Consider the following 24,373-nt stretch of genomic DNA (forward strand, 5'->3'; position numbering starts at 1 on the left):
GCACCCCCGTAGGATGGCGTCATGGCCAAGACCAGTACGACGACCCAGGGGCTGCGTGCGGCGATCGAGCGCAGCGGCTACTACCCGGCCCTCGTGGCCGAGGCGGTGGAGGCCGCCGTGGGCGGCGAGCCCATCCGGTCGTACCTGGTCCACCAGGAGACGACGTTCGACCAGAACGAGGTGCGCCGGCATGTGACCGTGCTCGTCCTCACGCACAACCGCTTCATCGTCAGCCACACCGACGAGCAGGCCGCCGACAGCACCTCTCCGACGCCGTACGCCACGACGTCCACCGAGTCGGTCAAGCTCGGCCGGATCTCGTCGGTCGTCGTCAGCCGTGTCGTCGCCAACCCGGAGCAGTACACGCCGGGCACCCTGCCCCGTGAGATCGTCCTCACCATCGGCTGGGGCGCCGTCTCCCGGATCGACCTGGAGCCCGCCGCCTGCGGCGACCCCAACTGCGAGGCCGACCACGGCTACACGGGCAGCTCGACGGCGGACGACCTCAGCCTGCGGGTCAGCGAGGCCGGTGACGGTCCGGAGACCGTCCGCCAGGCCCTTCTCTTCGCCCAGTCGCTCTCCGAGGCGACCGCGGACGTCGCCCGCTGATGGTCCACACCGCCGCCTGGGACGCCCACCCGGAACCCCTCGCCGTCGCCTCCGCCCCCGTCCCCCAGTACGGCGGCGGATCCCTCGCCGACCTGCTGCCCACGCTGGCCGCGGGCATGGGCGTACCGGACATGACGGCCGCGATCACCGAGCTGTCCGCCGCCGACCGCAACTGCGTGTTCCTGATCGACGGGCTCGGCTGGGAGCAGCTGCGGGCGCACCCCGACGAGGCGCCGTTCATGGCGTCGCTCCTCGCCGGTTCCCGCGGCGGCAGCGGGAACCCCATCACCGCGGGCTTCCCGGCGACCACGGCGACGTCGCTCGCCTCCGTCGGCACCGGCAAGCCGCCCGGCGCGCACGGCCTGCCCGGCTACACCGTGCGCAACCCCGACACCGGCGAGCTGATGAACCAGCTCCGCTGGAACCCCTGGACCCCGCCGCAGATCTGGCAGCCGTACCCCACCGTCTTCGAGCTGGCGCACCGCGCGGGCGTGCACGCCGCGCAGGTCTCGTCCCCCACCTTCCAGAACACCCCGCTCACCAAGGTCGCCCTCAGCGGCGGCAGCTTCCTCGGGCGCCTGACCGGCGAGGACCGTGTCGACCTGGCCGCCGAGCAGCTGGCGGCGGGCGACCGCTCGCTGGTCTACACGTACTACGCCGAGCTCGACGGCGCCGGACACCGCTACGGCGTCGACTCCGACACCTGGCGCGGCCAGCTCATGTACGTCGACCGGCTCGTCCAGCGCCTGGCCGAACAGCTCCCGCCGCGCACCGCGCTCTACGTCACCGCCGACCACGGCATGATCGACGTGCCCTTCGACGAGGACCACCGCATCGACTTCGACGCGGACTGGGAGCTGCGGGCCGGGGTCGCCCTGCTGGGCGGCGAGGGCCGGGCGCGGCACGTCTACGCGGTGCCCGGCGCCGCGCAGGACGTCCTGACCTGCTGGCGCGAGGTGCTGGGGGAGCAGTTCTGGGTGGCGTCGCGGGACGAGGCGATCGAGGCGGGCTGGTTCGGCCCGAAGATCGACGAGCGGGTCCACGGCCGCCTCGGCGACGTGATCGCGGCCGCGCGGGACGACGTCCTGATCATCGCGTCCGAACGGGAGCCCAAGGAGTCGGCGATGGTCGGCAACCACGGCTCGATGACCCCCGCCGAGCAGCTGGTCCCGTTGCTCGAAGTACGCTCCTGAAGCCCCGCACCCCTTGATGGCTCCCTCACCGAAAGGCGCTCGACCCCACATGCCCGAGCTGGTGTTCTTCTCCGGAACCATGGACTGCGGGAAGTCGACGCTGGCTCTCCAGATCGAGCACAACCGTTCGGCACAGGGCCTGGCCGGCATCATCTTCACGCGTGACGACCGCGCGGGCGAGGGCAAGCTGTCCTCCCGGCTCGGCCTGGTCACCGACGCGGTGGAGGTCGAGGACGGCGCCGACCTGTACGCCTATGTCGTCGACCACCTCTCCCGGGGCGGCCGCGCCGACTACGTCATCGCCGACGAGGCGCAGTTCCTCGCCCCGGAGCAGATAGACCAACTCGCCCGCGTCGTCGACGACCTGGGCCTCGACGTCTTCGCCTTCGGCATCACGACCGACTTCCGCACCAAGCTCTTCCCCGGCTCCCAGCGCCTGGTGGAACTGGCCGACCGCGTCGAGGTCCTCCAGGTCGAGGCCCTGTGCTGGTGCGGCGCCCGCGCCACGCACAACGCCCGCACGATCGGCGGCGAGATGGTCGTCGAAGGCGCCCAGGTCGTCGTCGGCGACGTCAACCAGTCCGACGCCATCGGCTACGAGGTCCTGTGCCGCCGCCACCACCGCCGCCGCATGACAGCGGCGACGGCCCGCGCGGCGGCCCTGTCACCGGACGTCCTGCCGGTGACGGCGACATGAGCGCCGGCCGGCGTCTGCCGACCGTCCTGACGGCGGTGGCCGCACTGGCCTTGCTGCCCGGCTGCGCGTCCGGCGACGACCAGCCCGCGTCATCCAGTTCCTCGGCATCGGCAGACGGGGCTCGCGCCGCCGTCGTGGCGTACGTCGACGCCCTGAACTCCCGCAGCGTCGCCCGGCTGATCGACGTCGGGGGCGTGGCGGACGAGACGTGGTCCAGGCGGGAGGCCGAACGGATCCTCGCGAACCGGGGCGGACGCGGATGGCGGATCGAGGGCGTGCGGGTCGACCTCGACATGGGCCCGGACACCGGCTCGGCCCGCCTCGAAGCCGAGGACAAGGCGGGTCGCCCCCTGCGGGACAGCTTCACGGTGATACGGGAGGACGGCGCCTGGCACCTGTCCTTCTTCACCCAGCAGCCCGCTGAGTCCGACAAGGAGTCGTCCTCCACCGACAGGCCGGGTACCTGAGCGCTCAGCCGCTGAGGTTCAGCAGCGGGTCGCCGAGTTCCTTCGGCGTGGGGATCATGCAGTCGTGTCCCGTGGGCAGTTCGTGGGCCCGGGACGGGGAACCGTTCGGCTGGGTCGCCGGGGCCGGGCGGCGGGTGATGCCCTCCGGGGCCGGGCCGACGCAGTGGATGTGCGTACGGGGGATGCTGCGAGCCGCAGGGTCGGGCAAGGCGGCCGGGCTCGTCGTCCAAGTGCTGTGCGCGCTCGTACCCGGCGTGTGCTTCGCGGGACTTCAGCTCTTCCCGTTCTCGATGGTCCCGGACACGGTCCGCGCGGCCGACGGCGACGAGATCGGACGTACCGGCGCCTACAGCGGCGTGTGGACCGTGACGGAGGCGACGGGCGCGGCGGCCGGTCCCCACCTCTGCTCGGCGGCCCTCGCCCTCGGCGGCTACGCGGCCGCGCGGGCCGGCGAGGAGGTCACCCGGTCCGGCGGCGCGCACACCGCCATCCTGCTCGGCTTCACACTCCTGCCCGCCCTCCTCATGGCGGCGGCCCTGGCGGTCCAGTCCCGCCACCGCCTCGACGCCCGCTTCACAACCCCCGCTGAAAGAGGCCCGGTTCAACGGCCCCCGCCGAAAGCCGTCAACTCGCCTCCCCCACCACCGCGAACCGCGCCCCCTCCGGATCGGTCACCGTGGCGACCCGGCCGTGCGCGGTGTCATGGGGCGCGACCAACGACCTTCCTCCGAGCCCGACGACCCGGTCCACGGCGGCGTCGGTGTCCGGCACGGTGAAGTACGTCAGCCAGTGCGCGCCCCGGTCCCGGGCAAGCGCGGCACCGTCGCCGTGGATGTCCGCGACCGGGCGGCCGTCGACGAGCAGGGTGACATGGTCGGGGGCGTCGGCACCGGCCGGCTCCTCCTCGTAACCGAACACGGTGGCGTAGAACTTGGCGATGTTCTCGGACTCGTAGGTCCGCAGTTCGTTCCAGGCGGGGGTGCCGGGGACGCCGGAGACGGCCGTGCCGAGGTGCGCGGCGGTCTGCCAGACGCCGAAGACGGCCCCGGCGGGGTCGGAGCAGATCGCCATGCGGCCGGCCTCACCGGCGTCCAGCGGCCCCACACCCACCGTGCCGCCGCACAGCCGTACCGTCTCGGCGGTCGCGTCGACGTCGGGCGAGGCGAGGTAGGGCGTCCAGGCGATCGGCAGATCACGGTCGGGCGGCAACTGGCCGATACCGGCCACCTCGCGCCCGTCGAGCAGCGCCCGCAGATACGGTCCGAGTTGCTGAGGGCCGGGCTGGAACTCCCAGCCGAACAGCGCTCCGTAGAACTCCTGGGTGGCGTCCGGTGCGTGTGCCATCAGGCTCACCCAGCAGGGCGTGCCGGGCGCGTGCCGGGCGTGCGTCGCGCCGTTCGGGCCGGCCGACCCCCGTGCCTCGGTCATCGTCACTCTCTCCTCGGCCGCTGGCGCAGGCCGTGTCGCTTCCGCTGTCCGGACCCCCGAGCCGATGCTCGCACCACCGTGGCCGCGCGTGTCGCGGGCGCGCCGCCGCACGGCGGCCGGAGGGTGCCCGGTGTGCGCTGTACCATCCGTGCCGTGCGATGGCCGACGGATGTCGATCGGCTGTACAGCATGTGCCCGATCCCGTACGCCTCGTGATCGGGCCTGTCCGGCGGGCAGATTAACCGGCGTGAGCCGTCACGGCCACCCTGTGCGCGAGGATGGGGCCATGAACGCCATCATCACCGCATCCGATCTGGCCACTGTGCTGGCGGGAGACGCCCCGCCGGTGCTGCTGGACGTCCGCTGGCAGTTGACGCTCGCCACGGCGAACGGCGAACCGCCGTTCGACGGCCGGGCGGAGTACGTGGCCGGACACATCCCCGGCGCGGTCTACGTCGACCTGGACCGGGAGTTGGCCTCCGCGCCCGGCCCGCGCGGCCGTCACCCGCTGCCCGACCTGGCCGATTTCGGCCGGGCGATGCGACGGGCGGGCGTGTCGGCGGCGCGTCCCGTCGTCGTGTACGACGGCGGGCAGGGCTGGGCGGCGGCCCGCGCCTGGTGGCTGCTGCGCTGGACCGGACACCCCGATGTGCGGGTCCTCGACGGCGGGTTGCCGGCCTGGCAGGGGCCGCTGGAGAAGGCCGTACCGGCCCCGGCGGAGGGCGACTTCGAGCCGGTGCCGTCGCCGACCGGACTGCTCGACGCCGACGGCGCGGCGGCCCTCGCGCGGTCGGGTGTGCTGCTGGACGCGCGGGCGGGGGAGCGGTACCGCGGCGAGGTCGAGCCGATCGACCCGGTCGGCGGGCACATCCCGGGTGCCGTGTCCGCGCCGACGAACGAGAACGTGGGCCCGGACGGCCGCTTCCTGCCCGCCGGTGAACTCGCCGCCCGCTTCAAGGAGCTGGGCGCGGTCGAGGGCACGGATGTCGGCGTGTACTGCGGCTCGGGCGTGTCGGCGGCCCATGAGGCGCTGGCTCTCGCCGTGGCAGGTGTCCCGGCGGCCCTGTACGTCGGTTCGTGGTCGGAGTGGTCGTCGGACCCGGCCCGCCCGGTGGCCGTGGGCCCGGACCCCCAGTAGCGGCAAGGGGGAAGGCCTGCCCCCCCCAGCAGTGGCATGGGAAAGGGCCGCGTCCGTCCGACGCGGCCCTTCCCGAACGCTCAGCGAGACACGAGTACGCGCCCGCTACTCCTGCTTCTTCCTCCGGGTGCCGAACACGATCTCGTCCCAGCTGGGCACGGCGGCCCGACGACCGGGACGGACGCCGTCCGCCTCGGCCTGACGGTCCGTGGCCCCGATGAGACGGTCACGGTGGCTGCCGACGGAGCGCGGCATGAGGACGTCCGCGTACGCGGACCCGGCCGACGCGGCGGGCGCCGGGGGCTCCTCGGCGGCCGGCTCGACCACCGGCTCCTCCGGGTCGGGCTCGGTGGGCCGCTCCGGGACCACCAGGTCGCCGCGGAAGCTCGGCACCGCCTCCAGCAGGCTGGTCAGCGAGTCCCGTTCCTCCGTCATCTCCTCGGCCGGCTCGGACGCCTGCGCGGGCAGGCTCGGCCGCTCCAGCGCACGGTCCAACGCGCGGTCCATCGAGCGCTCCGCGCGCTCACGCGGCAGCCGGGCGATACGCGGCACGAACGGGAAGCTCGGCTCGGGCGCGGAGAGGTCGTCGGACTCGCCGATCAGCGAGCGCGCCTCGTCGTCGACGGCCTGGACGAGCCGCCGGGGCGGGTCGTACGTCCAGCTCGCCGAGTGCGGTTCGCCCGCCACCAGGTAGACCAGCAGCACTTCCCAGGTGCCGTCGTCGCGGCGCCAGGAGTCCCACTGCACGGTGTCCTTGTCGGCGCCGCGCAGCAGCAGGCGCTCCTGGACGGCCTCGCCGAGCTGCGGACCGGCGGCGTTCTCACCGGGGCGGCGGACGGGGGTCTTGCGGGCGCGCTCGGCCATGAAGGCGCGCTCGGCGAGCACGGGGCCCTCGAAGCGCCGTACGCGGTCGACGGGGATGCCGGCGAGCTGGGCGACCTCTTCCGCGGTCGCACCGGCTCGTATACGCGCCTGGATGTCGCGGGGGCGGAGATGGCTCTCCACCTCGATCTCGATCTGGCCGAGGCGGGGACGGTCGCCGCGCACGGCGGCGCGCAGGCGTTCGTCGATCGGAAGGGTGTACTCCGTCGCGTCGGCAGCCTTCAGCACCAGCCGTGTGCCGTCATTGGAGACGGCCACGACACGCAGTTCGGGCATGGGGACCTCCCGGGTGGTGCCTGCCGACGTCACGTGCGTCGCTGCTTCCGCTAGTCGAGTGTGGCCTGCCCGGGTGCAGCCTGCCACAACCTTGCCGAGTTGCCCGGCGTGTCGGGCCAGGGCCCTGGATCGCCGTTATGGCACGGTTACCTATTCGCAACGCTAAGTGACCAACTCCGTCACCCTGTGCAACTAGCCCCCTCCCGGCGGTCCTTGAAGGTCACGGACGCCCAGGCGGGAGACCGGACCCAGGGCTCGCAACAGTACTCCATTTGGGCCACGTGCGTGGATTGGCACGCCGTCCAAGTTCTGGCAAGAAGCCCGGATCGGCCGTCCGTTGAGCGGTTCGTGGATCTGGCGCGTGGCGTACTTCACGCAATGCGCAGAAACGGAGCGAATGGCTTTCGGCCGTACTGTCGCACCAGGGTCAGGTACCCAACACCCGCCGCAGGTAGTCGTTCTGAAAGAGGCGGCCGGGGTCCAGGCGGTCGCGCAGCGCGATGAACTCGCCGAAGCGCGGGTAGACCTTCGCGAAGTACTCGGCGTCCCGGGTGTGCACCTTGCCCCAGTGCGGGCGCCCCTCGTGCGCGGTGAAGATCCGCTCGGCTGCGGTGAAGTACCGCTGGTACGGCGTGCCCTTGGCCATGTGCACCGCCACATACGCGCTGTCGCGGCCGGACGCGGTGGACAGCGTGATGTCGTCGGCCGGCGCCGTGCGCACCTCGACGGGGAAGCTGATCCGCATCCCCGAGCCGTCGACCATGGCCTTCAGTTCGCGCAGGGTCTCCACGACGGCCGCGCGCGGGACGGCGTACTCCATCTCCACGAAGCGCACCCGGCGCGGCGATGTGAAGACCTTGTAGGGGATGTCCGTGTACGTCCGTGCCGACAGGGCCGTGCTGGAGATCCGGGCGATCGCGGGGATCGTGGCGGGCACCGCGCGGCCCGCCCACTGGGCCGCCTGGAAGACGCCGTTGGAGAGGAACTCGTCCTCGAACCAGCCCTTCAGCCGGGACACCGGTTGCTCGGGGCCCGCGCTGCGGTTGTTGCGCTTGGTGTTGGTGTTGCCCGTGTGGGGGAACCAGTAGAACTCGAAGTGCTCGTTCTCGGCCCACAGTTCGTCGAACTCGGCGAGCACCCGGTCGAACGGCATGGGCTCCTCGCGCGCCTGGAGCAGGAAGACCGGCTCCACGGCGAACGTGATCGCGGTGACGACGCCGAGCGCGCCGAGGCCGATCCGGGCCGCCGCGAAGACGTCCGGGTTCTCCGTCGCGGAGCAGGTCAGGACCGAGCCGTCGGCCGTGACCAGTTCCAGTCCTTTGATCTGGGCGGCGATCGAACCGGACTCGCGGCCGGTGCCATGGGTGCCGGTGCTGGTGGCGCCGGAGACCGTCTGCTCCATGATGTCGCCCATGTTGGTGAGGGACAGACCCTCGCGCGCCAGCGCCATGTTGAGCCGCTTGAGCGGGGTGCCGGCCTCGACGGTGACCGTCATGGCCTCGCGGTCGATGCGGCGGATGCCGGTCAGCAGGTGCGGACGTATCAGCACGCCGTCGGTGGCCGCTATGGAGGTGAAGGAGTGGCCGCTGCCGACCGCCTTGACCTTCAGGCCGTCCTCGGCGGCCCGGCGTATCGCCCGCGACAGCTCCTCCACGGACGCCGGTTCGACCTCCCGCGCGGGCCGCGCCGCCACATTGCCGCCCCAGTTACGCCACGTGCCGTTCTTCGCGCTCGCCGTGCTGACCAACGGTGCCTCCCCGACGCGGCGCCGGCCTGCTGAGCCGGCGGTACCCCAGGAAACCGACCGCGACCGCGGCCGCCCCGGACACCGCCGGGACCACGTACCCGGCGTCCGCTCCGGCGGCGTCGATCACCCAGCCGGCCACGGACGAGCCGAGCGCGACCCCGACCGCCAGCCCGGTGCTCACCCAGGTCATGCCCTCGGTCAGTTGCGCGCGTGGTACGTGCTGCTCGATCAGCGACATGGTGGTGATCATCGTGGGAGCGACGGCCATGCCGGCGACGAACAGCGCCACGGCCAGAAACGGCAGGTTCCCGACCAGTAGGAGGGGGATCATACTCACGGCCATCGCGCATATGCCCAGCAGCCAGCGAGGTTCGGGCGCCCCCGTGAAGCGCAGCAGCCCGAAGACGAGGCCGGCCCCGCAGGAGCCGGCCGCGTACAGCGCGAGGACCACGCTCGCGGCGCCCTTGTGCCCCTGCTCGTCGGCGAAGGCGACGGTGACCACGTCGACGGCGCCGAAGACGGCGCCCGTCGCCACAAAGGTGGCCACGAGGACCTGCAGCCCCGGCGCGGCGAGGGCGGTGCGCCCGCCCTGGCGCTCGCGCGGGTGCGGCGCGGGTTCGGTGGCCCGCTGCGCGGTCAGCCAGAGGACGCCGACGGCCAGGAAGCAGCAGGCCAGCAGCGGCCCGGCCTCCGGGAACCACGCCGTGGACAGCCCGATGGAGATGATCGGCCCGAAGATGAAGCACACCTCGTCGATCACCGACTCGAACGAGTACGCGGTGTGCAGCTGCGGCGTCCCCCGGTACAGCGCCGCCCAGCGGGCCCGGACCATCGCGCCGACGCTGGGCACACAGCCGATGCCCACGCACGCGGCGAACAGCACCGGGTCCGGCCAGGCGTAGTGCGCCGCGAGCAGCAGCAGGGCGGCGGCGAGCAGCGAGACCAGCGTGGCCGGACGCAGCACCCGCCGCTGCCCGTACCGGTCGACCAGCCGGGAGACCTGGGGCCCGGCCACGGCGGTGGAGAGCGCGATGGTCGCCGCCAGGGCGCCCGCCAGCCCGTACCGGCCGGTCAGCTGGGACACCATGGTCACCACGCCGATGCCCATCATCGACAGCGGCATCCGCCCGAGCAGGCCCGCGGCGGTGAAGCGCTTGCTGCCGGGAGCGGCGAACAGCGCGCGATAGGGGCTCGGCACGGCGGACTCCGGGCGGGCGGGAGCAGCGGACGGCGGCGGCTCGGCGGACGGAAGAGGCTCGACACGCTGTACGGACGTCCGGAGAACGTGCGAGTTAGGTGACCCTAACGTACTCGTCCGGCTGATCAGGGCACCCGGTCGGCTGCCCCGCTGTCGGTACCGGATGACAGGATCGACCCATGCCAGACGTGCGTGATGCCAGCCCCTACGACGCCCTGCTCCTGCTCTCCTTCGGCGGCCCCGAGGGCCCGGACGACGTGATCCCCTTCCTGGAGAACGTCACCCGCGGCCGCGGCATCCCCAAGGAACGTCTGAAGGAGGTCGGCGAGCACTACTTCCGGTTCGGCGGCGTCAGCCCCATCAACGCGCAGAACCGCGCCCTGCTGGACGCCCTGCGCAAGGACTTCGCCGACCACGGACTGGATCTGCCCGTCTACTGGGGCAACCGCAACTGGGCCCCGTATCTGACGGACACCCTGCGCGAGATGGTCGCCGACGGCCACCGCCGGATCCTGGTCCTCGCCACCAGCGCCTACGCCTCCTACTCGGGCTGCCGCCAGTACCGCGAGAACCTCGCCGACGCGCTGGCCGCGCTGGAGGCCGAGGGCCTGGAGCTCCCGCGGATCGACAAGCTGCGGCACTACTTCAACCACCCCGGCTTCCTCGAGCCCATGATCGACGGCGTCCTCGCGTCCCTCGCCGGCCTCCCCGAGGACGCCCGCGCGGGCGCCCACATCGCCTTCTCGACCCACTCGATCCCGCTCTCCGCGGCCGACACCTCCGGCCCGGTCGAGGCCCACGGCGACGGCGGCGCGTACGTCACCCAGCACCTGGACGTCGCCCGCACGATCGCCGAGGCGGTCCGCGAGCGCACCGGCCGCGACCACCCCTGGCAGCTCGTCTACCAGTCGCGCTCCGGCGCCCCGCACATCCCGTGGCTGGAGCCCGACATCTGCGACCACCTGGAGGAGCGGCACGCGGCCGGTGTCCCCGCGGTCGTGATCGCCCCCATCGGCTTCGTCTCCGACCACATGGAGGTCCTGTACGACCTCGACACCGAGGCCAAGGCGAAGGCCGAGGAGCTGGGGCTGCCGATGCGGCGCTCGGCCACCGTCGGCGACGACCCGCGCTTCGCCGCCGCCGTGCGCGACCTCGTCCTGGAGCGGGCAGCCGTCGAGCGCGCCGAGGAGGTCAGGCCCTGCGCCCTCGGCAGCCTCGGCCCCAGCCACCAGGTGTGCCCGGTCGGCTGCTGCCCGGCCCGCACACCCCGGCCCGCGGCGGCCGGTGCCGACAGCCCCTACGCATGAGGAGCCCCGTGACCGACGCCCAGCCCTCGGACCTGCTCACCCTGGCCCGCGAGGCCGCCCGCCGCGCCGGTGACCTGCTGCGCGACGGGCGCCCGGCCGACCTCGCCGTCGCGGCGACCAAGTCCAGCCCGATCGACGTGGTCACCGAGATGGACATCGCGGCGGAGAAGCTGATCACCGACGTGATCTCCGGCCGGCGCCCGCAGGACGGCTTCCTCGGCGAGGAGGGCGCCGCCACCGAGGGCACCAGCGGCGTCCGCTGGGTGATCGACCCCCTGGACGGCACGGTCAACTACCTCTACGGCCTGCCCACCTGGTCGGTGTCCATCGCCGCCGAGCGGGACGGGGAGACGGTGGCCGGGGTGGTCGCGGCGCCGATGCGCGGCGAGACCTACTACGCCGTGCGCGGCGGAGGTGCCTGGGCGACCGGCCCGTGGGAGGGCGAGCGCCGGCTCACCTGCCGTCCCACGGCACCGCTCGACCAGGCCCTGGTGTCGACCGGCTTCAACTACGTGAGCGAGGTCCGCACCCACCAGGCCGAGGTGGCCCGGCGGCTGATCCCGCTGCTGCGGGACATCCGGCGCTCCGGCTCGGCCGCGATCGACCTGTGCGACCTCGCGGCGGGCCGCCTGGACGGCTACTACGAGCGCGGCCTGAACGCCTGGGACGTCGCGGCGGGCGACCTCATCGCCCGGGAGGCGGGCGCGGTGACCGGTGGCCGCCCCGGTGAGCGCCCCTCACGCGATCTGACGGTGGCCGCCACCCCCGGAGTCTTCGAGCCCCTCCAGCGGCTCCTGGAGGACTTCGGCGCCTGGCACGACTGAGGGCGTGTGTCGAACACGCCCCTGAGCGGCCGACCGCACGCGCGAGGGCCCCGGTGCTGGATTCACCGGGGGCCTCGTGTTCAGCGCAAGCGGTCAGACGGCGGTCGCGCCGACCTCGACGCCGTGCTCGGCCGCGAGGCGGCGCAGGTCGTCGAGCTCGCCCTGCTCGACCTCGACGAGGAAGTCGTCGCCCTCGTCACGAGCCCGCGTCAGGTCGGACTCGGTCGCCTTTATGCGCTGCAGAAGTCCTGCGGTGAAAGCGTCCATGCTGCGCCCCCTCGTCCTGGGTCGGTGGGTCGGTGGCACGGGGGTGTGCCGTCGGAAGGGGCGATCACGTCTCCAGTAGATGCCCAGCGCTGCCCGAGCCGGGCGGCGACGGTGCCGGACACCCACCACCACTCTGCGGAAGCGGATCATCCCGTACCGCACGTGGTGCGGCACAAGCAGAGCGTGATCGCGGGGTGTACATGCCGTCCTCCCCCTGCCGTCTTCCTCGGAAACCTCAACCCGCGCGTAAATTCCGGCATTCCCGCGCCGGCGCCCTTCGCCTGGGGTTTCCCGCCCGCCCCGGCCCCCCTCACCCGTCTTACCGCCGACTTATGGCCGAAAAGGGCAGGATGGAGGCCTACGGACCCGACCCCCTGCCCGCGCGCACAGCGCGCTACGCGGGTGGACACAGGAAGGACAAGCGACGTGCGCGTACTCGTCGTCGAGGACGAGCAGCTGCTCGCCGATGCGGTGGCCACCGGACTGCGCCGGGAGGCCATGGCCGTCGACGTCGTGTACGACGGTGCGGCCGCCCTGGAGCGCATCGGCGTCAACGACTACGACGTGGTCGTCCTCGACCGCGACCTCCCCCTGGTGCACGGCGACGACGTCTGCCGCAAGATCGTCGAACTCGGCATGCCCACGCGCGTGCTGATGCTGACGGCCTCCGGCGACGTCAGCGACCGCGTCGAGGGCCTGGAGATCGGCGCCGACGACTACCTTCCCAAGCCCTTCGCCTTCAGCGAGCTGATCGCGCGCGTCCGTGCCCTCGGTCGCCGTACCAGCGTGCCGCTGCCGCCCGTCCTGGAGCGCGCCGGCATCAAGCTGGACCCCAACCGCCGCGAGGTCTTCCGCGACGGCAAGGAGGTGCAGCTCGCGCCGAAGGAGTTCGCCGTCCTGGAGGTCCTGATGCGCAGCGAGGGAGCCGTCGTCTCCGCCGAGCAACTGCTGGAGAAGGCGTGGGACGAGAACACCGACCCGTTCACGAACGTCGTGCGGGTGACCGTCATGACCCTGCGCCGCAAACTCGGTGAGCCGCCGGTGATCGTCACCGTGCCCGGCTCCGGCTACCGGATCTGACCGGCGATGGCAGCGACACCCGCACCGCCCGCCACGCCCCCCAAGCCGACCTGGGACCCGCGCAAGCCGGACCAGCCCTTCCCCTGGCTGCGCCCGACGATCCGCATACGGCTCACCCTGCTCTACGGCGGCATGTTCCTGATCGCCGGCATCCTGCTGCTGTCGATCATCTATCTGCTGGCCGCCCAGGCGCTGCGCACCGGCAACGAACCGCTGTTCAAGATCGTCCAGTTCCAGAGCCTCAAGGTCACCAGCAACAACTGCCCGGGGATCGCCACCAGCGATCTGTCCCTCGCCGAGTTCAACGACGCGATCAACGCGTGCATGGACCACGAGCGCAAGGCCGCCCTGGACAACCTCCTCAGCCGCTCCCTGCTGGCCCTGCTCGGCCTCGCCGTGATCGCCTTCGCGTTCGGCTACGCCATGGCCGGCCGGGTGCTGTCGCCCCTCGGCCGGATCACCCGCACCGCGCGCGCGGTGGCCGGCTCGGACCTGTCCCGCCGGATCGAGCTGGACGGCCCGGACGACGAGCTCAAGGAGCTCGCCGACACCTTCGACGAGATGCTGGAGCGGCTCCAGCGGGCCTTCACGGCCCAGCAGCGCTTCGTCGGCAACGCCTCGCACGAGCTGCGCACCCCGCTCGCCATCAACCGGACCCTCCTGGAGGTCCACCTCTCGGACCCGGGCGCCCCCGTGGAGCTCCAGCAGCTCGGCAAGACGCTGCTGGCCACCAACGAGCGCAGCGAACAGCTCGTGGAGGGCCTGCTGCTGCTCGCCCGCAGCGAGAACCAGATCATCGAGCGCAAGCCCGTGGACCTCGCGGAGGTGGCCGAGCAGGCCGTCGACCAGGTGCACACAGAGGCCGACGCCAAGGGCGTGACGATCCGCGGCGAGCGCAAACCCGCGGTCATACAGGGCAACGGCGTACTGCTGGAGCGGATCGCGCTGAACCTCGTGCAGAACGCCGTCCGGTACAACGTGCCGGAGGGCGGCTGGGTGGAGGTCACCACCGATGTGGAGCACGGGCAGGCGGTGCTCGACGTGACGAACACCGGGCCGGTGGTGCCGGCGTACGAGATCGACAATCTCTTCGAGCCCTTCCGGCGGCTGCGCACCGAGCGCACCGGCAGCGACAAGGGCGTGGGCCTCGGACTGTCCATCGTGCGGTCCGTGGCCCGGGCGCACGGCGGCCATATCGCGGCCGAGCCGCGCGAGGGAGGTGGTCTCGTGATGCGGGTGACGTTCCCGGTCTGAGAGCATGTGGCCCGACACACGCCACTCCACGCACTTGTTCGCTTTGCGCGGAATTTTCACAACGCTGTGGAAGGGAACTCGTGTGTGATCGATCACAAGGGCGATTTTCCAGCCATCTACTGTCCGTGATCATGTGACCGGTCGGAAAGCCGGGAAAATCCGGGTTTTCGGGGGTCCTGATCACGGGAAGTACACGGTGAGATGCCTTTGAACTGCGGCATTCGGACCGTGTACGGTCCCGTTCGCCATCCAAGCCGATCACTCTTGAGGAGTCCGGTTGGGTGTCGATTGAGTAACAGACCTTGATGTGAGGCAAAATCTCCGCCTCGGGTCGGGCACAAGTCCGGCCTCTCACGCGTTACGTGCGCTGGAGACACCGCAGACACCCAGAGGGGGAGAGCGACATGGCAACGGATTACGACACCCCACGCAAGACCGACGACGACGTCGACTCGGACAGCCTTGAAGAGCTCAAGGCCAGGCGTAACGACAAGTCGACCTCCGCAGTGGACGTCGACGAGTTCGAGGCCGCAGAAGGCCTCGAGCTGCCCGGCGCGGACCTCTCGAACGAGGAGCTGGCCGTCCGGGTGCTGCCCAAGCAGCAGGACGAGTTCACCTGCATGAGCTGCTTCCTGGTGCACCACCGCAGCCAGCTGGCCCGCGAGAAGAACGGCCAGCCGATCTGCCGCGACTGCGACTGAGGACGGGTCGGGCATGACCGGCTCGACCCCTCCTCGGAAGCGCCGCTTCCTACGGGGAGCGGACCCCGGGCCGTCCGACGGTCCGCACGGCGCGCGTGACGACGAGCGGGGCTCACCCGACCAGGGAGCCTCGCTCGATTCGGCGTCCGACGTGGCTGTGCCCGCCCCGGTGCGGGCTCCCGCGACCCGGCGACGGGCCGCAGCGGTGCGCGCAAGGGCCGCACAGGGCGTCCGCAAGGGCGGCAGCCGCGCCAGAGCCGGCCTCGGGTACCTCGCCGACCGCATCATCGATTTCGCCCCGCGTATCCCCGTACGCGACCTCGCGACGCTGCGCCGCCAGTTCCCGGGCCTCGGGCCCGAGCAGATCGCGGACAAGCTCGTGGCGGGCGCCGCGAACGCCAGCTCCACGGTCGGGGCGGGCGTCGGTGCCGCGGCGATGCTGCCCGTACCGCCCGCGATGCCGACCGAACTGGCCGCCGAGATCACCGGCGTTGCCGCGATCGAGCTGAAGCTCATCGCCGAACTGCACGAGGTCTACGGCGTACGCCCGCCCGGCAACCTCCGCGAGCGCAGCACCGCGTATCTCTCCTCGTGGACCGAGGAACGCGGCATCGACCCCCTCAAGCCCGTGACGATCAACGCGGCGCTGGGCGGGCAGATGAAACGCGAACTGCGCCAGCAGATCATGAAGCGCATGGTGCGCAACCTGCCGAACCTGATGCCGTTCATGGTCGGCGCCGCCGTGGGTGCCTTCATGAACCGCCGGGACACCAGAAAACTCGCGGCGCGCATCCGCGCCGACCTGCGCAAGGTGCGGGTGCCCTGGGAGGAGCTGGAGAAGCTGCCCCCGCTGGAGCGGCCCGAGCAGCCCCTCGACCTGGACGAGATCCTGCCCGAACACGGCCACACGGGCCTGGACGGCGGCGCCTGAGACGCCGCGGCGTGATCCCTTACGCGCCGGCCTTGGCCGAGTGGATCGCCTCCGCCAGCCGCTCCGGCTCCCGCGTCGACAGGTACAGGTACGGCGTCGGGTCCTCGGGGTCGGTGACCTCGACCCGCAGGGCGGTCGGGATGTAGGAGCGCAGCAGCAGGAAGGCGCGGGTGTCGGCCTTGTGCGTCCGCCAGGCGCGCGCCTCCTCGGCGTCCAGGACCTCGGCCTCGCCCAGCGCCGTCAGCGGGATGCGCGCGTCGCCGGCGACCAGCGAGTCGCCCACCACACGGATGCGGACCGAGCCGTAGGAACTGGCGGCGACCGCCGCCGCGGCGGTGCCGCCGACCAGGCCGACGAGCATCGGCAGGGTGCCGAACGGCAGCAGGATCAGGGCCAGCGAGAGCCCCACCAGGAACGAGACCAGCCACCACGAGCGCGGGGCGGTGAGGCGTTCTTCGTACGGGGTGGCGGAGAGCTGCATGGATCCAAGCTTGGCACGGTGTCGGGGCACGGCCGACGCGCGGGTAAGGTCTGCGGCTGTGAGAGGTACTTCCCCAGCTCTTCAGCCTCCGGCCGACGCCGTGAAACCCGTACGGCACCCGGAGGCTCCCGTGCCCGGCGAGCTCCTGGGCGCGCACTACGGCGAGTGTTTCGGCTGCGGCGGCGAGCAGCCCCACGGACTGCACCTGGAGGCACGGGCGGGGGACGGCGTCAGCATCACCGCCGAGTTCACCGTGCAGCCCGCCCACCAGGGCGCGCCCGGCCTCGCGCACGGCGGCGTCCTCGCGACCGCCCTCGACGAGACCCTCGGCTCGCTGAACTGGCTGCTGCGCACGATCGCCGTCACCGGACGCCTGGAGACCGACTTCGTACGGCCGGTCCCGGTCGGCACGGTCCTGCACCTGGAGGCGGAGGTGACGGCGGTCGCGGGCCGCAAGATCTACTCCACCGCCACCGGGCGGATCGGCGGGCCCGACGGCCCCGTGGCGGTCCGCGCCGACGCCCTCTTCATCGAGGTCAAGGTCGACCACTTCATCGACAACGGGCGCCCGGAGGAGATCCAGGCCGCGATGAACGACCCGGACCAGGTGCGCCGGGCCCGTGCCTTCGAGGTGAACCCGTGAGCCGGGCGCCCCTGGACGTCCTCCTCCGGCGCGTCGATCCGGACGTACCGCTTCCGGCGTATGCGCACCCCGGGGACGCGGGGGCCGACCTGCGGACCACCGAGAGCCGCGAGCTGAAGCCGGGGGAGCGGGCCGTGCTGCCCACCGGGGTGTCCATCGCCCTGCCCGAGGGCTACGCGGCGTTCGTGCACCCCCGATCCGGGCTGGCCGCCCGCCTCGGTGTCGCCCTCGTGAATGCCCCGGGGACGGTTGATGCCGGGTACCGTGGGGAGATCAAGGTGATCGTGGTGAATCTCGACCCGCGCGAGTCCGTGCGGTTCGAGCGCTTCGACCGGATTGCCCAACTGGTTGTCCAGCAGGTCGAGAGGGTTCGCTTCCAGGAGGTGGCGGAGCTTCCCGATTCGGCACGGGCCGAGGGGGGCTTCGGGTCCACCGGCGGTCATGCCGAGGTGGGCGGCGAAAGCGCCACAAGCGATACAGGCGATGGGGCCGCCGTTGGCGGCGCTACGGGTGGGAATCGATACGCTTCGGTCGTATCCGACCGGGAAGGACAGTGACGTGTTCGGACGTCGCAAGAAGAAGGGTGCCGCCGAGGACGCGGCCGGCGAGCCCGAGCAGGTCGTCGACATCGACACTGAGGCGGACGACGACGGCACGCGCGAGCGCGTACGGCTCGAGCCGGGACCGCGCCCCGACGGGCCGTGGGACAGCTCCGAGGTAAGGGACCCCGGCGAGGGCCGGGTGGACCTGGGCGGCATGTTCGTACCGGGCGTCGACGGCATGGAGCTGCGGGTGGAGGTCGCGGGCGACGCCATCGTCGCGGCGACCGTCGTGCTGCGCGACAGCGCCATTCAGCTGCAGGCCTTCGCCGCCCCCAAGCGCGAGGGCATCTGGGGTGAGGTGCGCGAGGAGATCGGCTCGGGCATCACCCAGCAGGGTGGCATCGTCGACGAGGTCGAGGGCCCGCTCGGCTGGGAGCTGCGGGCCCAGGTGCCGGTGCAGCTGCCGGACGGCACGGGTGGTTTCCAGGTCGTGCGGTTCGTCGGCGTGGACGGCCCCCGCTGGTTCCTGCGCGGGGTGATCTCGGGTCAGGGTGCGGTGCAGCCGCAGGCGGCCGGCCTGCTCGAGCAGATCTTCCGGGACACGGTCGTGGTCCGTGGCGAGGGCCCGATGGCCCCGCGCGACCCGATCGTCCTCAAGCTGCCCGACGACGCCCAGATGGTCCCCGAAGGGGTCCAGCAGGAGGAGGCCGGTTCGCGCTTCTCCGGCGGCATGGGTCAGCTCCAGCGCGGACCGGAGATCACCGAGGTCCGCTGAGCCACAGCACATCGAGGGCCGTACCCCGTCGGGGTACGGCCCTTTCTCGTGCGTGAACCCTTGACGGCTCATTGGTCCGTACCTACCGTCTCGGCCCAGCGCCCCTGTTCATAAAGGCGCTTCACGTTCACATACGAGAACGGAAGGCCCCCCACGTATGCGCAGAACCGCCCTCCTCACCGTCGCCGCGGCCCTGCTCGCCACCGCCCTCGCCCGGCCCGCCGAAGCCGCCCCCGCCGCCTTCGCCCACCCCGGAGTCACCGTCTCCCAGGCCCAACTGGACTTCGCCCGCTCCAAGGTCAACTCCGGCGCCCAGCCCTGGAAGGGCGCCTTCGACCGGATGATGGCGAGCAAGTACGCCGATCTGAACCGCGCCCCCAAGCCCCGTGCCGTCGTCGAGTGCGGCTCGTACTCGAACCCCAACAACGGCTGCACCGACGAGCGCGAGGACGCCATCGCCGCCTACACCCAGGCCCTCGCCTGGTACGTCACCCGCGACGAACGGCACGCCCGCAAGGCCATCGAGCTCATGGACGCATGGTCGGCCGTGATCAGGGACCACACCAACAGCAACGCGCCCCTGCAGACCGGCTGGGCCGGCTCCTCCTGGCCCAAGGCCGCCGAGATCATCAAGTACACGTACGGCGGCGGCTGGGCGAACTCCGGGCGGTTCGCCACCATGCTGCGCACCGTCTACCTGCCCGAGATCATCAACGGCTCCAACTCCAACGGGAACCGGGAGCTGTCGATGATGGAGGCCGCCGTCGGCATCTCCGTCTTCCTGGAGGACAAGGCCTCCTACGACCAGGCCATGGCGAAGTTCCGCACCCGCACCGCCGCCTACGTCTACCTCGCCTCCGACGGCGACCTGCCGAAGACGGTGCCCAGCCAGAACCTGAACACCCGCGACAAGATCGTCAACTACTGGCAGGGGCAGGGCACCTTCGTCACCGGCCTCACCCAGGAGACCTGCCGCGACCTCACCCACACCGGCTACGGCATCTCGGCGATCTCCCACATCGCCGAGACCAGCCGTATCCAGGGCCAGGACCTGTACGGCACCGACGTCGGCGAGCGGCTGCGGCACGCGCTCGGCTTCCAGGCCAAGTACGAACTCGGGGCGGCCGTGCCCGGCTGGCTGTGCGGGGGATCGCTCCATCTCGGCCTCGGACCCGTCACCGAGGTCGGGCACAACGCCCTGGCCAACCGGCTCGGCCACGCCATGACCAACACCGCCGCGCTGAACGCGCGCAACCGGCCCTCCGGCACCAACAACCTCTTCGTCGCCTGGGAGACCCTCACCCACGGCGACAACCCGGCCTGACCACCCCCCACGGGTGGCGGCGGTGGCGTCAGGGTTGCGTCAAGGACGCCGCCGCCGTCTCACCCCGCCCCATTTGTCGCGGTCCCGCGTCGTAATGTCGACGCCATGGGACGCGGCAGGCTTCGGATCCACCTCGGTGCGGCACCGGGCGTCGGCAAGACGTACGCCATGCTCGCCGAGGCGCACCGCCGCGCCGAGCGGGGCACGGACTGTGTGGTCGCCTTCGTCGAGCACCACGGCCGGCCCCGCACCGAGGCCCTGCTGCACGGCCTGGAGCAGGTGGAGCGCCGGCGGCTGGAGCACCGGGGCGGCACCTTCACGGAGATGGACGTCGACGCCGTCCTCGCCCGCCGCCCACAAGTCGCCCTCGTCGACGAACTCGCCCACACCAACGTCCCCGGCTCCCGCAACGCCAAGCGCTGGCAGGACGTCGAGGAACTCCTCGCCGCCGGCATCGACGTCGTCTCGACCGTCAACATCCAGCACCTGGAGTCACTGGGCGACGTCGTCGAGTCCATCACCGGCGTACGGCAGCGGGAGACCGTGCCCGACGAGGTGGTGCGCCGCGCCGACCAGATCGAACTCGTCGACATGTCGCCCGAGGCGCTGCGGCGGCGGATGGCGCACGGCAACATCTACCGGCCCGACAAGGTCGACGCCGCCCTGTCCCACTACTTCCGGCCCGGCAACCTCACCGCGCTGCGCGAACTCGCCCTGCTCTGGGTCGCCGACCGCGTCGACGCCCACCTCCAGCAGTACCGCGCCGAGCACCACGTGTCCGCGATCTGGGGCTCCCGGGAGCGGATCGTGGTCGGGCTGACCGGCGGCCCCGAGGGGCGGACGCTGATCCGGCGCGCGGTGCGGCTGGCGGAGAAGGGCGCGGGCGGCGAGGTCCTGGCCGTCTACATCGCCCGCAGCGACGGCCTCACCTCCGCCTCCCCGCAGGAGCTGGCCGTCCAGCGCACCCTCGTCGAGGACCTCGGCGGGACCTTCCACCACGTCGTCGGCGACGACGTCCCCGCGGCCCTCCTGGCCTTCGCGCGCGGCGCCAACGCCACCCAGATAGTCCTCGGCTCGTCCCGCCGCAGAACCTGGCAGTACGTCCTCGGACCCGGCGTCGGCGCCACGGTCGCCCGGGACTCGGGACCCGACCTCGACGTGCACATCGTCACGCACGACGAGGTCGCCAAGGGCCGTGGACTGCCCGCAGCCCGGGGCGCTCGCCTGGGCCGCTGGCGCATCCTGTGGGGCTGGCTGATCGCGGTCGGCGGGCCGGCGCTGCTCACCCTGCTGCTGTCGCACGCCGGCGCCGGACTCGGCCTCGCCAACGACATGCTGCTGTTCCTCACGCTGACCGTGGCGGCGGCACTCGTCGGCGGGCTCGCCCCGGCCCTCGCCTCCGCGGCCCTCGGCTCCCTGCTGCTCAACTGGTTCTTCACCCCGCCGCTGCACCGCGTCTCGATCGCCGACCCCAGGAACCTGCTCGCCCTCCTGGTCTTCGTGTGCGTCGCCGTCGCGGTCGCCTCCGTGGTCGACCTCGCCGCCCGCCGCACCCACCAGGCGGCCCGGCTGCGCGCGGAGTCCGAGATCCTGTCGTTCCTCGCGGGCGGCGTGCTGCGCGGCGAGACCGGGCCCGAGGACCTGCTGGAACGGGTCCGGGAGACCTTCGGCATGGAGTCCGCGGCCCTGCTCGAACGCACGGACGACCTCGCCCCCTGGACCTGCGCGGGCCACGTCGGCGTGGGACCGGCCCCGGCCCGCCCCGAGGACGCCGACGTCGACGTCCCCGTCGGCGACCACATGGCGCTCGCCCTGACCGGCCGGGTGCTGCCCGCCGAGGACCGGCGCGTCCTGGCCGCCTTCGCCGCGCAGTCAGCCGTAGCCCTGGACCGCCGCCGGCTCCGGCACGAGGCCGACCGGGCCGGGGAACTCGCTGAGGGCAACCGCATCCGCACCGCGCTCCTCGCCGCCGTCAGCCACGATCTGCGCACCCCGCTCGCCGGCATCAAGGCGGCGGTGTCCTCGCTGCGCTCCGACGACGTGGCCTGGTCGCCCGAGGACGAGGCCGAGCTGCTGGCCGGCATCGAGGAGGGCGCCGACCGGCTCGACCACCTCGTGGGGAACCTGCTGGACATGTCCCGGCTCCAGACCGGCACCGTCACCCCGCTGATCAGGGAGATCGACCTCGACGAGGTGGTGCCGGCGGCGCTGGGCGGGGTGCCCGAGGGCAGCGTCGACCTCGACATCCCGGAGACGCTCCCCATGGTCGCCGTCGACCCCGGACTGCTGGAGCGGTCGGTGGCCAACCTCGTCGAGAACGCCGTCAAGTACAGCCCCCGCGACAGCCGGGTCCTGGTGGCCGCCAGCGCCCTCGCCGACCGGGTCGAGGTCCGGGTGGTCGACCGGGGCCCCGGAGTCCCGGACGCCGCCAAGGAGCGCATCTTCGAGCCCTTCCAGCGGTACGGCGACGCTCCGCGCGGCGCCGGCGTCGGACTCGGCCTCGCGGTCGCCCGCGGCTTCGCGGAGGCGATGAACGGCACGCTCGGCGCCGAGGACACCCCCGGCGGCGGACTCACCATGGTGCTGACGCTGCGGGCCGCCGGAGCACAGCCCGGCCCCGCCGGATCAGACGTACGACCCGAAAGGCAGACCACATGACCCGGGTGCTCGTGGTGGACGACGAGCCGCAGCTCGTGCGCGCCCTCGTGATCAACCTCAAGGCCCGCCACTACGAGGTCGACGCCGCCCACGACGGGGCCACCGCCCTCGACCTCGCCGCCGCCCGCCACCCCGACGTCGTCGTCCTCGACCTGGGCCTGCCCGACATGGACGGCGTCGAGGTCATCCGCGGACTGCGCGGCTGGACCCGGGTGCCCATCCTGGTGCTCTCCGCCCGGCACTCCTCCGACGAGAAGGTCGAGGCGCTGGACGCGGGCGCCGACGACTACGTCACCAAGCCGTTCGGCATGGACGAGCTGCTGGCCCGGCTGCGGGCCGCCGTCCGCCGGGCCGAGCCCACCGGGGCCGGCGAGGGCGAGGTGATCGTGGAGACCGACGAGTTCACCGTCGACCTCGCCGCGAAGAAGGTCCACCGCGGCGGGCGTGACGTACGGCTCACTCCCACCGAATGGCATCTGCTGGAGGTGCTGGTCCGCAACACCGGAAAGCTCGTCGGCCAGAAACAGCTGCTGCGGGAGGTCTGGGGGCCGTCGTACGGGACGGAGACCAACTATCTGCGGGTCTACATGGCCCAGCTGCGCAGAAAGCTCGAGGCGGACCCCTCGCACCCCAAGCACTTCGTCACCGAGCCGGGGATGGGCTATCGGTTCGAGAAGTGAGGCCCGGTACGCTTCAAGACATGACTGCTGTTCCTCGTTCGGAAAAGGCGGTGGGCCGGTTCCGGCGCATGCTCGACCGGCTCTCCTCGTCGCAGGAGGACCTGGAGTCCGAGGAGCTGCGTGAGGACGCCGAGACCGCCGGCTGTATCAAGATCGGTGACTGCCGGGACCGGCAGATAGTGACGGTTACTGGTACCTTGCGCACGGTCACCCTGCGGCCGCGCGCCGGAGTCCCGGCCCTGGAGGCCGAACTGTTCGACGGCACCGCCGCGCTCGACGTGGTGTGGCTCGGCAGGCGCTCCATAGTCGGCATAGAGCCCGGACGCAAGCTGATCGCATCCGGCAGGATCGCCATGAGCCGGGGCCGCCGGGTGCTGTTCAACCCGAAATACGAACTGAGACCCCTCGGACGGGAGTAGCCGGTGACGTCGCTCGACAAGCCGACCGAAGACACCACCGCAGACGCCGGGCACGACTCCCGCGCGGTGACGGAGGCCGCGCTGTTCGAGGCCTTCGGCGGCTTGCGCGGCATGATCGAGACGGTCGTGCCGGGCCTGCTCTTCGTCACGATCTACACGATCAACAAGAACCTGCACATGTCGGCGCTCGCGGCCCTCGCGGTGTCCGTCGTGCTCGTGGTGGTCCGCCTGGCGACCCGGGACACCGTCAAGCACGCCTTCAGCGGTGTCTTCGGCGTGGCCTTCGGTGTCGTCTTCGCGATGATGACCGGCAACGCCAAGGACTTCTATCTGCCCGGCATGATCTACACGCTGGGCCTCGCCCTCGCGTACATCATCACCACGCTGTGCGGTGTCCCCCTGATCGGGCTGATCCTCGGACCGGTGTTCAAGGAGAACCTCTCCTGGCGCACCCGCAACCCCGGCCGCAAGAAGGCGTACTCCAAGGCCAGCTACGCCTGGGGTCTGATCCTGCTCGCCAAGTGCGCGATCCTCTTCCCGCTGTACTGGTGGGCCGACACCACCCAGCTGGGCTGGGTGCTGGTCGCCCTCAAGATCCCGCCGTTCCTGCTGGCCGTCTGGCTGACCTGGGTGTTCCTTGCGAAGGCCCCCGCGCCGATCGACGTCTTCGCGGAGATGGAGGCTGCCGAGAGGGCCGAGGAGGAGCGCCGGGCGGGGACGGCCCCCGAGAGCGCCGGGACCGCCGGGACCGGGGAGACGACGACCGGCGGTCGGCACCGCCGCGACGTCTAGCCGCTTCCACTACGACGGAGGGCGCCCCGCACATCGCGGGGCGCCCTCCGTCGTCGTGAG

The 24,373-nt window shown here is 72.0% G+C and carries 26 protein-coding genes and 1 pseudogene; 20 read left to right on the forward strand and 7 right to left on the reverse strand.

Annotated elements, in window-relative coordinates; genetic code table 11:
• The first annotated feature begins 21 nt into the window (after window positions 1-21).
• Genes DC008_RS26385 through DC008_RS26400 form a run of 4 tightly spaced genes read left to right on the forward strand, consistent with a single transcriptional unit; the run spans window position 22 to window position 2,966 of the window.
• Complete coding sequence (locus DC008_RS26385) at window positions 22-609, forward strand: DUF5998 family protein (protein ID WP_055622092.1); 588 nt, start codon at window positions 22-24, stop codon at window positions 607-609.
• Window positions 609-1,802, forward strand: a complete 1,194-nt coding sequence (locus tag DC008_RS26390) for an alkaline phosphatase family protein (RefSeq protein ID WP_108709071.1) — start codon at window positions 609-611, stop codon at window positions 1,800-1,802. The genes DC008_RS26385 and DC008_RS26390 overlap by 1 nt, the downstream gene beginning before the upstream one ends.
• A gap of 49 nt (window positions 1,803-1,851) precedes the next feature.
• Window positions 1,852-2,499, forward strand: a complete 648-nt coding sequence (locus tag DC008_RS26395) for a thymidine kinase (RefSeq protein ID WP_108709072.1) — start codon at window positions 1,852-1,854, stop codon at window positions 2,497-2,499.
• Window positions 2,496-2,966 (forward strand): hypothetical protein, encoded by a 471-nt coding sequence (locus DC008_RS26400; protein WP_108709073.1) that lies wholly within the window; start codon window positions 2,496-2,498, stop codon window positions 2,964-2,966. Before DC008_RS26395 ends, DC008_RS26400 begins: the two co-directional genes overlap by 4 nt.
• Window positions 2,967-2,970: 4 nt before the next feature.
• On the opposite strand, the gene DC008_RS26405 is transcribed toward DC008_RS26400, so the two are convergent.
• Window positions 2,971-3,174, reverse strand: a complete 204-nt coding sequence (locus DC008_RS26405; protein ID WP_425276552.1) for a hypothetical protein — start codon at window positions 3,172-3,174, stop codon at window positions 2,971-2,973.
• On the opposite strand from DC008_RS26405, the pseudogene DC008_RS26410 reads away from it, so the two are divergent.
• A pseudogene (locus DC008_RS26410) lies at window positions 3,149-3,472 on the forward strand (MFS transporter); the annotation flags it as partial. The gene DC008_RS26405 and the pseudogene DC008_RS26410 overlap by 26 nt on opposite strands.
• Window positions 3,473-3,590: 118 nt before the next feature.
• On the opposite strand, the gene DC008_RS26415 reads toward DC008_RS26410, so the two are convergent.
• Window positions 3,591-4,394 carry a VOC family protein gene (locus tag DC008_RS26415; protein ID WP_108709074.1) on the reverse strand — a complete coding sequence of 268 codons (804 nt, stop codon included), beginning with the start codon at window positions 4,392-4,394 and terminating at the stop codon, window positions 3,591-3,593.
• A 286-nt stretch (window positions 4,395-4,680) separates the two neighbouring features.
• Here DC008_RS26415 and DC008_RS26420 point away from each other — a divergent pair, with 286 nt between their 5' ends.
• Window positions 4,681-5,532 carry a sulfurtransferase gene (locus DC008_RS26420; RefSeq protein ID WP_108709075.1) on the forward strand — a complete coding sequence of 284 codons (852 nt, stop codon included), beginning with the start codon at window positions 4,681-4,683 and terminating at the stop codon, window positions 5,530-5,532.
• Between the two features lie 105 nt (window positions 5,533-5,637).
• Here the strand turns inward: DC008_RS26420 and sepH are convergent, their stop codons facing one another.
• From sepH to DC008_RS26435, 3 genes are all read right to left on the reverse strand, one after another.
• Entirely contained in the window at window positions 5,638-6,690 is a 1,053-nt protein-coding gene (gene sepH / locus DC008_RS26425; protein WP_108709076.1) for a septation protein SepH, read from the reverse strand.
• A 427-nt stretch (window positions 6,691-7,117) separates the two neighbouring features.
• Window positions 7,118-8,437, reverse strand: coding sequence for a D-arabinono-1,4-lactone oxidase (locus DC008_RS26430; RefSeq protein WP_108709077.1), 1,320 nt, complete (start codon window positions 8,435-8,437; stop codon window positions 7,118-7,120).
• Entirely contained in the window at window positions 8,397-9,635 is a 1,239-nt protein-coding gene (locus DC008_RS26435) for an MFS transporter (RefSeq protein ID WP_108709078.1), read from the reverse strand. Before DC008_RS26435 ends, DC008_RS26430 begins: the two co-directional genes overlap by 41 nt.
• A 179-nt stretch (window positions 9,636-9,814) precedes the next feature.
• Between DC008_RS26435 and DC008_RS26440 the strand changes: the two genes are divergently transcribed.
• Both DC008_RS26440 and DC008_RS26445 read left to right on the forward strand, forming a co-directional pair.
• Window positions 9,815-10,942, forward strand: a complete 1,128-nt coding sequence (locus DC008_RS26440) for a ferrochelatase (RefSeq protein ID WP_108709079.1) — start codon at window positions 9,815-9,817, stop codon at window positions 10,940-10,942.
• An 8-nt stretch (window positions 10,943-10,950) separates the two neighbouring features.
• Window positions 10,951-11,766, forward strand: a complete 816-nt coding sequence (locus DC008_RS26445; protein ID WP_108709080.1) for an inositol monophosphatase family protein — start codon at window positions 10,951-10,953, stop codon at window positions 11,764-11,766.
• A gap of 93 nt (window positions 11,767-11,859) precedes the next feature.
• Here the strand turns inward: DC008_RS26445 and DC008_RS35505 are convergent, their stop codons facing one another.
• Window positions 11,860-12,033, reverse strand: coding sequence for a hypothetical protein (locus DC008_RS35505; RefSeq protein WP_164492381.1), 174 nt, complete (start codon window positions 12,031-12,033; stop codon window positions 11,860-11,862).
• Between the two features lie 426 nt (window positions 12,034-12,459).
• Here DC008_RS35505 and DC008_RS26450 point away from each other — a divergent pair, with 426 nt between their 5' ends.
• The 4 genes from DC008_RS26450 to DC008_RS26465 all read left to right on the forward strand — a co-directional run bounded on the left by DC008_RS26450 (window position 12,460) and on the right by DC008_RS26465 (window position 15,999).
• Window positions 12,460-13,113, forward strand: coding sequence for a response regulator transcription factor (locus DC008_RS26450; protein ID WP_003993508.1), 654 nt, complete (start codon window positions 12,460-12,462; stop codon window positions 13,111-13,113).
• Window positions 13,114-13,119: 6 nt separating this feature from the next.
• A complete protein-coding gene (locus tag DC008_RS26455; RefSeq protein WP_108709081.1) occupies window positions 13,120-14,367 on the forward strand; it encodes a sensor histidine kinase in 1,248 nt (415 codons plus the stop codon).
• A 404-nt stretch (window positions 14,368-14,771) separates the two neighbouring features.
• Window positions 14,772-15,068: a DUF4193 domain-containing protein gene (locus tag DC008_RS26460; RefSeq protein ID WP_005481602.1), complete on the forward strand. Its 297-nt coding sequence runs from the start codon at window positions 14,772-14,774 to the stop codon at window positions 15,066-15,068.
• A 13-nt stretch (window positions 15,069-15,081) separates the two neighbouring features.
• Window positions 15,082-15,999: a hypothetical protein gene (locus DC008_RS26465; protein WP_108709082.1), complete on the forward strand. Its 918-nt coding sequence runs from the start codon at window positions 15,082-15,084 to the stop codon at window positions 15,997-15,999.
• Between the two features lie 19 nt (window positions 16,000-16,018).
• Here DC008_RS26465 and DC008_RS26470 read toward each other — a convergent pair whose 3' ends face one another.
• Window positions 16,019-16,480 carry a DUF3093 domain-containing protein gene (locus DC008_RS26470; protein WP_108709083.1) on the reverse strand — a complete coding sequence of 154 codons (462 nt, stop codon included), beginning with the start codon at window positions 16,478-16,480 and terminating at the stop codon, window positions 16,019-16,021.
• Window positions 16,481-16,538: 58 nt separating this feature from the next.
• Here DC008_RS26470 and DC008_RS26475 point away from each other — a divergent pair, with 58 nt between their 5' ends.
• From DC008_RS26475 to DC008_RS26510, 8 genes are all read left to right on the forward strand, one after another.
• Window positions 16,539-17,123: a PaaI family thioesterase gene (locus DC008_RS26475; RefSeq protein ID WP_108709084.1), complete on the forward strand. Its 585-nt coding sequence runs from the start codon at window positions 16,539-16,541 to the stop codon at window positions 17,121-17,123.
• Window positions 17,120-17,680: a dUTP diphosphatase gene (gene dut / locus DC008_RS26480; protein ID WP_108709085.1), complete on the forward strand. Its 561-nt coding sequence runs from the start codon at window positions 17,120-17,122 to the stop codon at window positions 17,678-17,680. Before DC008_RS26475 ends, dut begins: the two co-directional genes overlap by 4 nt.
• Window position 17,681: 1 nt before the next feature.
• On the forward strand, window positions 17,682-18,440 hold the full coding sequence (locus tag DC008_RS26485; RefSeq protein WP_108709086.1) for a DUF3710 domain-containing protein: 759 nt from the start codon (window positions 17,682-17,684) through the stop codon (window positions 18,438-18,440).
• Window positions 18,441-18,597: 157 nt separating this feature from the next.
• Complete coding sequence (locus DC008_RS26490; RefSeq protein WP_108709087.1) at window positions 18,598-19,764, forward strand: alginate lyase family protein; 1,167 nt, start codon at window positions 18,598-18,600, stop codon at window positions 19,762-19,764.
• Between the two features lie 105 nt (window positions 19,765-19,869).
• Window positions 19,870-22,422, forward strand: a complete 2,553-nt coding sequence (locus tag DC008_RS26495; protein ID WP_108709088.1) for a sensor histidine kinase — start codon at window positions 19,870-19,872, stop codon at window positions 22,420-22,422.
• Window positions 22,419-23,102, forward strand: coding sequence for a response regulator (locus DC008_RS26500; RefSeq protein WP_108709089.1), 684 nt, complete (start codon window positions 22,419-22,421; stop codon window positions 23,100-23,102). Before DC008_RS26495 ends, DC008_RS26500 begins: the two co-directional genes overlap by 4 nt.
• Window positions 23,103-23,122: 20 nt before the next feature.
• Entirely contained in the window at window positions 23,123-23,521 is a 399-nt protein-coding gene (locus DC008_RS26505; protein WP_055622067.1) for an OB-fold nucleic acid binding domain-containing protein, read from the forward strand.
• A 3-nt stretch (window positions 23,522-23,524) separates the two neighbouring features.
• The gene (locus tag DC008_RS26510; RefSeq protein ID WP_108709090.1) at window positions 23,525-24,313 is read left to right on the forward strand and encodes a DUF3159 domain-containing protein; all 789 of its coding nucleotides are present in this window, start codon (window positions 23,525-23,527) and stop codon (window positions 24,311-24,313) included.
• Window positions 24,314-24,373 lie beyond the last annotated feature (60 nt).

The organism is Streptomyces nigra (assembly GCF_003074055.1).
Lineage (GTDB): Bacteria > Actinomycetota > Actinomycetes > Streptomycetales > Streptomycetaceae > Streptomyces > Streptomyces nigra.